The organism is Marivirga lumbricoides (assembly GCF_014636295.1).
Lineage (GTDB): Bacteria > Bacteroidota > Bacteroidia > Cytophagales > Cyclobacteriaceae > Marivirga > Marivirga lumbricoides.
The window spans coordinates 1-3,315 of sequence record NZ_BMEC01000036.1 but is presented as its reverse complement, the minus strand read 5'-3'; the positions used below and the strand labels follow the sequence as shown (position 1 = coordinate 3,315).

At 37.7% G+C, this 3,315-nt stretch carries 4 protein-coding genes; all 4 read left to right on the top strand.

Annotation, left to right across the window (positions count from 1 at the left end; genetic code table 11):
• Positions 1 to 172: 172 nt before the first annotated feature.
• Entirely contained in the window at positions 173 to 787 is a 615-nt protein-coding gene (locus IEV85_RS24590) for a hypothetical protein (RefSeq protein ID WP_188467923.1), read from the top strand.
• An 850-nt stretch (positions 788 to 1,637) separates the two neighbouring features.
• Positions 1,638 to 2,033, top strand: a complete 396-nt coding sequence (locus IEV85_RS24585) for a hypothetical protein (RefSeq protein ID WP_188467922.1) — start codon at positions 1,638 to 1,640, stop codon at positions 2,031 to 2,033.
• A gap of 419 nt (positions 2,034 to 2,452) precedes the next feature.
• Positions 2,453 to 3,052 carry a hypothetical protein gene (locus tag IEV85_RS24580; RefSeq protein ID WP_188467921.1) on the top strand — a complete coding sequence of 200 codons (600 nt, stop codon included), beginning with the start codon at positions 2,453 to 2,455 and terminating at the stop codon, positions 3,050 to 3,052.
• A 24-nt stretch (positions 3,053 to 3,076) separates the two neighbouring features.
• The coding region (locus IEV85_RS25005; RefSeq protein WP_229712734.1) for a hypothetical protein at positions 3,077 to 3,315 on the top strand (239 nt) is incomplete at its 3' end.

The following is a 3,315-nucleotide window of genomic DNA, read 5'->3' as shown; positions in this document are numbered from 1 at the left end:
AATGGCTTAAAATGTACAACCTGAGGGAAGTACAACACCTTGCCGGCCATCGCTACATCAGCAGTACAGAAAGTTATTTGCAAAATGATATGGAAGGTTTACAGGAAGAAGTACAGCAGTTCCATCCTTTAGGATAAATGATTATATTGCTAGTTAACTAAAAAATGTAACTATGGAATATAAAGTAATTGAATGGGTTAAGCTTTTACCTGCAAAGAAATTAAAGAAGTACTCCAAAAAAGCTTTTAAATATATCCCAATATTTTTGGCCATATATTTTTATCACAATAATAGGCAGTTAGAGGATTACAATGAGCTCAAAGAAGATCAGATTAAATTTAAAGAAGAGAAGATTAAACTTGCAGAGCATTATCTGAATAAAAATCATGCTTTAGAAATGAAGAAGTTGGAAAGTCAATATCAAGACTCTTTAAAAACAGCAAGGTTAAAAGAGCAAAAAAATGAGCTTAAACTTATAGAAAAGCAGATTGAATCGAAGAATTATGAAGCACATAGACGTCAAAAAGAGTTGAAAGAACTTGATAAACTTGCCGTAAAAATTATGGAAGCTGATAAGTTGGAGAACCTAGTTAATTTTTCGACTATGGACAATGAATCTTATCGAAAACATCAGGAGGTTCGTGTGGATAAAAGGCACTATATCAACTTATTAGAGGTTAAGGCTGCTAATCTTGATCGGGCTGAAGTTTGGGAACCTTTTATTGAAAAAATGAGATCACCTAAACTTACTAGGGATAGGTTTTACGGCTCATCTACAGGAATATAAAATAATCCATTACAGAGACTTTGCATCCCTTTTTTCAGAGCAGAAGCTAGGACAAAGCGGTAGTTGGTCGCTTATGGCGGCCATGCCGAGGATGGTGCAATACGATAGCGGGTAATTTATTTTTCCTTCCCCATCGAGGGGTCGGAAAAAATACTTGGTAAAGCGGTGTGCCTGTGGTGCGTTGGCAAGGCTGCAGTCCGGAAAAATGCAAATCCTCACGCCTTAAACCACTCCCAAGTAAAATGATACAGTGATGTTTTTATGGTTTATTGCACTGCTGAAAAAGCAGAGCAGAATCGGAATCACCCTATCATTTTACTTGTCCGCTATTTAGCCGACCCTCAAAAAGCCCATTTGCATTTTCCTCCCTTTGCTTGCCATCCGCTCCTCGGCACGTCTGTTCCCTTTTGCTTTTTTGATGAGTTTAATCCCTGCGGGGCTATGGCAAAAAAACAAAACCACAGCCAGAGTTAGGCGGGCCTGCGACCACCGCCAGACACTGCCAATCATGCTCGTTCCTCACACTCCTCTTGGCAGGCTGGCTGGTGGTACCCGCAGTGGCCCGCAGAGCAAACAGTGTAGGTAATAGCGTGGTGATTATTTTTAAGCAATCATCATCAAATCTTTAGTGAGAAGTAACCTTCCGCGCTCTGTTGGCTGATTTACATTTAATAAAGTGCAGCAGTTCGCTTGGAGCATCCCGATAAAAACCAAATGGCAGGAAAGGAAGTGCTAAACATCAAAGTGAAATGATGCCATTTACTTTTTTCCGGGATGTTTTATAAAGTCTTTATCCTTACTTGTACTGATAGATTTATATTAAATTACAGGATCAAAAAAAATAATATTTATGGGAAATGCAGTTATTTATGAGTACTTATTATGTACAGCATATGAATGCTCAAGAGGTGGAGTACATGGAAGAGCGAATGCAGATATTTATAGAGCAATGGAAAGGGCAATTGCTAATTATCAAGGTCAAAAGAAAGCTTTTGAAAATGGGGAACCACCTACTTGGACTGGATCTGTAGAAGAGTTAGAATATCAAGCAGATGTTGAAATATCACGTGTAGCACAGAATGTAGAAGGTGCAATGTTGGAGCTAAAAAGAAAAGGTGTCAATCAGGAAGAAGAAAACAAACTTAAGGAGCTAATAGCTGTCCTCAGATCAAATGATGTTGATAAAGGTACATTAGATAAAGTGATTGAAGACGCTTGGGATTTATGTAGAAAAGATAAAAAGTAAGTTTACAAACGTTTTTATGAACGATGTGAAAAACAGCCAAAAAATCAACACCAGTTTTTTGCATCGCTCATAAAAATGAAACAACCGAAGGGCGTTAGGCAAACACAACCGCAGTTATCCAATCGCGAAGCACGCGAGCCGTGAGAAAGCGGTATGACGCAGGAAATACGGCTGCCGAGCAAAACGCAGCGAGCCAGACACATGGTGAAGCTTATGCATTTTAAGGAAGTGCCGCAGGGAACAGGAAGCAAAAAATATGACAAGCTTAAGGGATGAAAGAGGGCAAGTAGCTTGGCGGGTTTTATTGCCCTGCCTGACTGAATGCATGTGCTGAACACCTTATAACTGCGACTAATCTTTTATTGTCAGAACTAGTTTAGAGGTTTTATGGGATTTAAAGCGAATTGTTATCTTTAAGTATGGAATTTACAAGCATCATATCAAGCTTATCTTTAGTAGTCTCTGTGTTTACTTTTTATTTACTATTAGTTCACAAGGGTACTCTTAAAATGACCCAACCTACCACCATATATTTTGGTCCTGACAGTAGTAATAGGAATGACTCAAAGGTTTATTTAAGAACACTTCTTTTTAGTACTTCCAAAAGAGGTCAAATATTGGAAAGCATGTTTGTTAGAATACATAGAGGAGAAACCACACAGACGTTTAATATATGGGTCTATGGAGAGAAAAAAGCTGATCTTGTTAGAGGAAGTGGCTTATATATTGATGCTACTGGGAAGTCATTAAACCATCATTTTTTGCTACCTAAAGATGGCTCAAACTATCAATTTTTAGAAGGGAAATATAAGTTAGAGGTTTTTGCTTCTACTTTAGGGGCTAAAAAACCACAAAGAATTTTTACTGTTGAACTGTCTATAACCCATGAACAAGCAGAGAAGTTGAAATTAAATCGACTGGGTTTATATTTTGATTGGGGAGCAGAGTCAAATGCTTATCATCCAAATATTTATGAACCGCCATTAAAAGGAGAAGAAATTGAACGGCTTTTATCATAGTTAATCCTTATCTTGACAGTTTAAATGAGATGCGATAAAATTACATATCATCAGAAAGGGGAAGGCATAGGCCAAACCGCATTTTTTTCAGGTGGGGGACTGGAAAAAAAAGAGAGTGCGCAAAAAAATTGCTATAATTACTACCCCTTCGGTCTGACTTTTAATAGTTACCAAAGAAGCTATACAACAGCCAATAACTTTAAATTTAATGGGATAGAAAGAGACCCTATTTTAGATCTTGACATGGCATTTTTTAGATCATA

Bases quoted from the DNA above. Each gene is read 5' to 3' on its own strand.
- IEV85_RS24580 (WP_188467921.1), top strand. From the start codon at position 2,453: ATGGAATTTACAAGCATCATATCAAGCTTATCTTTAGTAGTCTCTGTG.
- IEV85_RS24590 (WP_188467923.1), top strand. From the start codon at position 173: ATGGAATATAAAGTAATTGAATGGGTTAAGCTTTTACCTGCAAAGAAA.
- IEV85_RS24585 (WP_188467922.1), top strand. From the start codon at position 1,638: ATGGGAAATGCAGTTATTTATGAGTACTTATTATGTACAGCATATGAA.